Annotated in this window: 6 protein-coding genes; 2 read left to right on the top strand and 4 right to left on the bottom strand. The window is 55.1% G+C overall.

Annotation, left to right across the window (positions count from 1 at the left end; genetic code table 11):
- Nucleotides 1-665 (top strand): hypothetical protein (locus NW835_RS07990; RefSeq protein ID WP_414414993.1); only part of this gene is annotated, 665 nt, incomplete at its 5' end.
- 7 nt (nt 666-672) lie between these two features.
- Here the strand turns inward: NW835_RS07990 and NW835_RS07985 are convergent.
- Together NW835_RS07985 and NW835_RS07980 are read right to left on the bottom strand one after the other, a co-directional pair.
- A complete protein-coding gene (locus NW835_RS07985) occupies nt 673-1878 on the bottom strand; it encodes a hypothetical protein (protein WP_414414992.1) in 1206 nt (401 codons plus the stop codon).
- Nucleotides 1879-1959: 81 nt separating this feature from the next.
- Nucleotides 1960-3759 carry a M61 family metallopeptidase gene (locus NW835_RS07980; protein ID WP_414414991.1) on the bottom strand — a complete coding sequence of 600 codons (1800 nt, stop codon included), beginning with the start codon at nt 3757-3759 and terminating at the stop codon, nt 1960-1962.
- A gap of 239 nt (nt 3760-3998) precedes the next feature.
- On the opposite strand from NW835_RS07980, the gene ntcA reads away from it, so the two are divergent.
- On the top strand, nt 3999-4673 hold the full coding sequence (gene ntcA, locus NW835_RS07975; RefSeq protein ID WP_414365317.1) for a global nitrogen regulator NtcA: 675 nt from the start codon (nt 3999-4001) through the stop codon (nt 4671-4673).
- Between the two features lie 125 nt (nt 4674-4798).
- Here ntcA and leuB read toward each other — a convergent pair whose 3' ends face one another.
- Nucleotides 4799-5944, bottom strand: a complete 1146-nt coding sequence (gene leuB, locus NW835_RS07970) for a 3-isopropylmalate dehydrogenase (protein WP_414414990.1) — start codon at nt 5942-5944, stop codon at nt 4799-4801.
- Between the two features lie 91 nt (nt 5945-6035).
- Complete coding sequence (locus NW835_RS07965) at nt 6036-6224, bottom strand: transposase (protein ID WP_414415000.1); 189 nt, start codon at nt 6222-6224, stop codon at nt 6036-6038.
- Nucleotides 6225-6231 lie beyond the last annotated feature (7 nt).

Below are 6231 nucleotides of genomic sequence, written 5' to 3'. Positions count from 1 at the left end.
CGGTAAAAAAGCCGCAGGCTCTACCTCGCAAGCTGGTGCGGCTGCTGGAACATGTGGCCGCCTTCGACAACCTCCTCAACCTGCAACCTGCCAGCGATGCTTTGAGCAGTGTTCTGGAAGTAGAGTTTCTGCAACTGGAAACGCCGGCCAGTGGCTCTACCCCTGCCGAAGTCAGCCCCCTGCCGCGGGATCCCCAGGGACAGGTGCAAATTCAAGCAGGCCGCAACCTCGCCATCGCCCTGCGCAACAGGGCTCTCACTCCAGTGCACGTCTATGTAACAGTCTTTGACGAACGGCAGTGCAGCGTCGGTTTAGTTTATCCCTACCAGCCGGACTTTCCTGCCCGCCTGCGCCCTAGTGAAAGTGTGCTAGTCGGCTCTGGCCCTCGCTACCTGCTGCAGATGCAACTGCCCGAAGACGCGGAGACAACGGTGGATCGCTTCAAAATCTGGGTCAGCAGTACTGGCATGCAGCCGGGCATCATGGCAATGCCCCCGCTGGGACAAAGACTGGAGCCCCCCTCCGAGGATCCCTACGGATCGGGATCCCGGCTGGATCGGGAAGTTCGGCTGGCCATTTTGGGTAAGGCAGGCAGCACGCCCATGCCGGCTTTTGCCGAGGATCCCTGGTGGTGTATGGAGCAGGCTGTCAAAGTGGTAGCTTAGACTGAGTCTACCTCCTCACAATTCTGTACAGCAGAGACTCAACCTCCTCGACACTAATTGCTGAAAGATTATAGGAGGAGGAGATCCTACTTCTCGTCTCCTGATCAGCATCTGCCAAGACCAGAAAGACTTGATCTGGGCCGAGACCCATTTCGGAGGCGAGCCAAGAGTACTTCTCTATACAGTCCCTGTAGCTGCCGGTCTTCGACTCTATCCAGTAGAATCGGTTGTTAATGTGGAAGAAGAGATCGATCTCAAAGTCGCTACCGTTGGGCAAAGTAACTTCCGCATTTGCGATGTAGGAAAAATCGATCTTCTGTCCCTGCTCTCTAGCAAACTTGATCAGTTGCTGTTTGACATATCTCTCCAGCCAATCTCCAGATAGGAACTTGATTGCCTCTGAAGACTTGCTTAGTTTTACCATCAGGGTTTTGGAGCTTTTTGAGTAGTTATGTTCCTTTAAGAAATTAACCTTACGTAGAGTGGAAGCAAGTTGGCAGCTATAATTTATCACTTCTGGGGGGTTGCCTTTTAAGCAAAGAGTCAAGCTCTTTTCTTCTCCAATGCCAGATTTAATTTCTTTGTAAAGCTTCTCAATCATCGAGTACCTCTGACCCATAAGGTTTGATATCCAGTTCAGCTTGTTATCGAGTTCCCCTTCTGCTGCTTTTTTACTAGATGGAAGCAGGTTCTTCATCCTTATGTTCTTAGACCACAGAAATACCCCTATCTTCACCTGTTCACGGCTAATCGTCTCTGGCGGCAAACTCTTGAGTCCTGCGTCAGCAGTTTGCTTGTTAGTTTCCTTCCTCTTTTGAAGGCTAGAACTCGAGTTTAGATTCTGGGAAATGTTTTCTATACTTTCCGATAGCCTGCCCAGGATATTCTGCTGATTACTTATATTCTTAACTAGCTGACTTGTATAGTCAGCTAAACGCTGAAGGAAGTTTTGGTAACTTTCGGACAGACTTTCTGAGATATGAAGTTTGAAGCCCTCAAGGTCAGCTTGTAACTTTCTTAGAATCTCATCCAGTAACTGGCTATTAGCTCTTTGAGTGAACTGGTCAAGTTGCAAAGCTATTGCCCTCTCAGTTTCTTTCCTCCATCTCTCAAACCTCGATTCGTAGCGGTTCACTTCAGATCGCCTACAGGTATAAACGCCCAGGGAGAAACCAATAGCCAATCCAATTAGAAGACCTAAAAGCAGAGTCATTTCCCTTTGATCCTATTTTCTTTAACTTAACTCAGGAGTTGCGAGCAGCTGGGAAGATTTTAAAGCATTGCTACCTCCTGCCTACTCTTGAGCCAAAAGGGATCCCAGCCAGCCCTGCTGGAGCGCTTTCTGGGTGGGAGTGAGTTCAGGCAAAGCTTCGAGAGTGTAAACATCCGGGCGGGGTGGATCCAGGGGGATCCAGAAGTGTTTCAACTGATCGCCTTGGAAGACGCTTAGGCAGATCACCTGGTGGGGCTGGTAGGCTGCCAGGCGCTCCGGCAAGGTGGTGGCGCTCACCCGAAAGCCGTCTAGGGCTACGAGCTCGTCGCCAGCCCAGATGCCTGCTTTTTGGGCGGGGGATCCCATCTCGACGGCGCTGATGCGGTTGCCTTCCCCATTGAAGTGGAGACCCAGGTAAGGGCTAGGGTTGGGGCGGCTGAAGTGGGCTTTAAGGGTGAGGCCAAAAGGGTGGAGGTAAGCGTTGTAGTCCAGCTCTTCCGTACCTTCCACGTAGGCAGAGAAAAAGTGGCCAAGATCGGTGCCGGCTGCCCGCTCAAAGGCCTCCCGCAGGTCTTGGTGGGTGTAGCCTTTCTCAAACCGGCCAAAGCGCTGCCACAAATCCCGCATGGCTGTGTCCAGGGATCCCTGGCCCCCCGAAAGGTGGCGAATGTGCAGATCCAGCAGCCAGCAGACCAAAGCGCCCTTGAGGTAATAAGAAACCTGGCTGTTGAGGCTATTTTCGTGGGGACGGTAGAGCTTGATCCAAGCGTCGAAACTGGATTCCTGCAGCGATTGCACGGCCCGACCCGGAGTGCGCTGCAGCCGGCCAATTTGCTCGGCCAGGATCTGCAAAAAATCTTTGGCGCTGAGGATCCCTGCCCGCAGCAAGATGACATTTTCGTAGTAGCTGGTCGCCCCCTCGCAAAACCAGAGGCAGTCCACGTAATTTTCTTGGTTGTAGTCAATTTTCTCCAAAGCCAGAGGGCGCAGCCGCTTGACGTTCCAAGCATGGAAAAGCTCGTGGGCCAGCAGCGCCAAAAAGCGGCGATAGGACTGGGGCTGATGCAGCTCCAGCCCAGAATAATTAAGGGTGGTGCTGTACTTGTGCTCTAGGCCGCCAAATCCCCCTGGCGACAAATGCACAATAAACCAGTAGCGGTCGTAGGGCAGCCCGCCAAAAAACGCCGCAGTAGCCCGGACAATTTTCTCGGCATCGGCCACCGCTTGCTCCAAATCCAGGGTGCCTGCTCCCCAGACCACGAAGTAATGCGGGATCCCTTCCACTGCAAACGACCGCAACTGGTGCAGGCCCACCTCCACCGGACTATCCACCAGCTCGTCGTAGTCTGCCGCCACAAAAGACTGGCCGGAAGCAGGATCCTCAGAAGAAGAAATCAAAGGTCGCAAACTGGTGGCGATGCGCCAATCTGGCTTGGGAGGGATCACCGTCAAGGTGTAGGGTTCCCGCTCGCGACCGGGCACATAGAAAAAGAGCGCCGCCCCGTTGAAGTAGGCGTGGGTGAGATCCAAATGGTTGGTGCGCACCGTCAGCTCATAGGCATAGACCCGATAGCGAACCTTCACAGCCGAACAGCGGGGCGGCTCGATCTCCCAAGTGTTCTTATCTACCTTCCGCCAGGCCAAAGGGATCCCTTGCTCCGTTGCCGCCTGAAACTCTTGCACATGGCGGGCATATTCCCGTACCAGGTAGGATCCCGGCGTCCACACCGGCAGCCGCAGTTGCAGAGGCGCTTCTGGATCCACCTCTTGGATCTGTAGTTCCACCTCCAGCAGATGATTGGCCGGCTCCGGCATCCGTACTGTGAAGTGCTGACGGCTCGGTTGAGAAGGTGTGGCCACAGCCGCCTCCGGGATCCCCATAAAACCCCTCCAATCGATTACGGCCCCCGCCCCTGGTCCTGGATTCGCTGCTGGACAAGAGACGAGACTTTAAAAATGTAGCTCCTGCTACAAAGGTATCCGGGCAGAACCTTTTAGCTTAGGATAATCTTGCCCCTGGGGTAATTTTCCAGTCAACGGGAATACGGTGCGCCCCAAATCCTCCGATCTGATTTATAGGTTGATCTTAGGTATAAACTGGCTTTAAAAGGTTGACGAATATGGTGGTGGCCATCGCGGAAAAATCTCTGATTGCAGCCTTCAAACAGTTAGGAGGGCCTCACCATCCTCCGGTTATCGAAACGTTTGAACGCGGTAAGACCATCTTCTTCCCTGGAGATCCGGCGGAGCGCGTTTACTTTTTGGTGAAAGGAGCTGTCAAGCTCTCGCGGGTCTACGAAATGGGGGAAGAAATTACCGTTGCTCTCCTGCGGGAAAACAGCATTTTTGGGGTGCTCTCCTTCATCACGGGGCAGCGCTCCGACCGCTTCTATCACGCGGTGGCCTTTACCCGCGTCGAGCTACTCTCTCTGCCCATCGAACAGGTGGAAAAATCGCTGCGGGAGAACGCTGAGCTGGCCATGCTGCTGCTCAAGAGCTTGGCTTCTCGCATCCTGCAGACAGAGATGATGATTGAAACACTGGCTCACCGCGACATGGGATCCCGCCTGGTCAGCTTTCTACTGATCCTCTGCCGCGACTTCGGGGTGCCCGGCCCCAATGGAGTCACCATCGATCTCAAGCTCTCTCACCAGGCCATTGCGGAAGCGATTGGCTCAACCCGTGTCACCATCACGCGTCTGTTGGGGGAGCTGCGCAAGAAGAACTACATTTCCATCCACAAGAAAAAGATCACCGTCCACGACCCGATGCAGCTTGGCCATCGCTTTGCCTAAGGGAAGAAGCTGGCCCGCGGACGTTTCCAAGAATTTCCAATAAAGAGTAATGGCAGTGCCACCGTTCGTCGGGACAATCCCTCCCTCTGGGAGAGGGGTAGCCGCGCAAGCAAGGGAACCCCCACTCAACCGCCGGCGGCTGAGGGCGATCCTTGGGGAGAGGCTTGCTGCTGGGCCAGAGCAGCCAAGATCTTTTCTCCCATCTCGCGGCAGCCTACGAGGGTCATCCCCTCCGAGTAGATGTCGGCAGTGCGGTAGCCCTGGGCCAAAACTGCCTCGACAGCCTGCTCGATGCGGTCGGCAGCTTGGGGCTGATCCAAAGAGTAGCGTAGCAGCATTGCCCCAGAGAGCACCTGGGCAAGAGGGTTGGCCTTGTCTTGTCCGGCAATATCGGGGGCTGACCCGTGTACTGGTTCGTATACCCCAGGGCCAGAGGATCCCAAAGAGGCAGAGGGCAACATGCCGATGGATCCAGTCAGCATCGCTGCCTCATCGGAAAGAATATCCCCGAAGAGGTTCTCCGTGAGAATGACGTCAAACTGCTTCGGCCAGCGCACCAACTGCATGGCAGCGTTATCGACGTACAGGTGGGAAAGCTCCACGTCGGGGTACTCAGCCGCAATGGCGGTAACCCGCTCCCGCCACAGTTGCGACACTTCCAGGACATTGGCCTTATCCACTGAGCAGAGCTTGCGCCGTCGCTTGCGAGCCAGTTCAAAGGCCACGCGGGCAATGCGATCCACCTCGGCCTCGCTGTAGGCCATGGTGTTTACACCCCGCCGGGATCCCGTGGCATCTGTGAAGATCCCTTTGGGTTGGCCGAAGTAGATGCCGCCGGTGAGCTCGCGCACCACCACCAGGTCGATCCCGGCAATCACCTCTGGCTTGAGGGAAGAGGCCTCCACCAGTTGCGGAAAGATCTTCACCGGGCGCAAGTTGGCAAATAATTCCAAGCCAGCCCGCAAGCCCAACAAAGCCTGCTCAGGACGCTTCTCCCGCGGCAGGGTGTCGTACTTAAAGTCGCCAACCGCCGCCAAGTAAACAGCATCGCTCTCCTGGGCCATTTTCAAGGTCTCTGGGGGCAAGGGATCCCCAGTGGCTTCGTAGGCTGCTCCACCAATTAGGCCCTCCTGCCACTGGAGGGAAAACCCCATCTGAGCGGCCACTGCATCCAAAACCGCCCGCCCCACCTGCATGATTTCAGGGCCGATGCCATCTCCGGCCAGGGCAGTAATCCGATAGGTTCGAGCAGCAGAGGAAGGAACGCTCATGGGCGGTCACGGTAAGAGAAGTGCGTAGCGATATTACCATCCCTTTGCCCACAGGTTTGCCGAAAAGTCCCCCAGGAAAGTTCTCCGAATCTCAACGTAAGGCGCGGGATTCCCCACCCGGGTGGGGAGGGATAGTGCCTCCTGACTGATTTTCGATATATCGCTTCACAACTTCTAGGGGTGCACTGCCGCATGAGACAATGCACTTAGGATCATACCAAAGCTTAGCCTTTCCCCAGTGTGCTTTATTGAGCTGTTCCGCAAACTGTTGCCTTAGTATGCGACTC

This window comes from Synechococcus sp. OH2 (assembly GCF_047462155.1).
Classification (GTDB): domain Bacteria; phylum Cyanobacteriota; class Cyanobacteriia; order Thermostichales; family Thermostichaceae; genus Thermostichus.
This window is presented reverse-complemented; position numbering and strand designations above follow the sequence as displayed.

Coding starts and splice junctions, on each gene's coding strand:
- ntcA (WP_414365317.1), top strand. CDS start 3,999: ATGGTGGTGGCCATCGCGGAAAAATCTCTGATTGCAGCCTTCAAACAG.
- NW835_RS07985 (WP_414414992.1), bottom strand. CDS start 1,878: ATGACTCTGCTTTTAGGTCTTCTAATTGGATTGGCTATTGGTTTCTCC.
- leuB (WP_414414990.1), bottom strand. CDS start 5,944: ATGAGCGTTCCTTCCTCTGCTGCTCGAACCTATCGGATTACTGCCCTG.
- NW835_RS07980 (WP_414414991.1), bottom strand. CDS start 3,759: ATGGGGATCCCGGAGGCGGCTGTGGCCACACCTTCTCAACCGAGCCGT.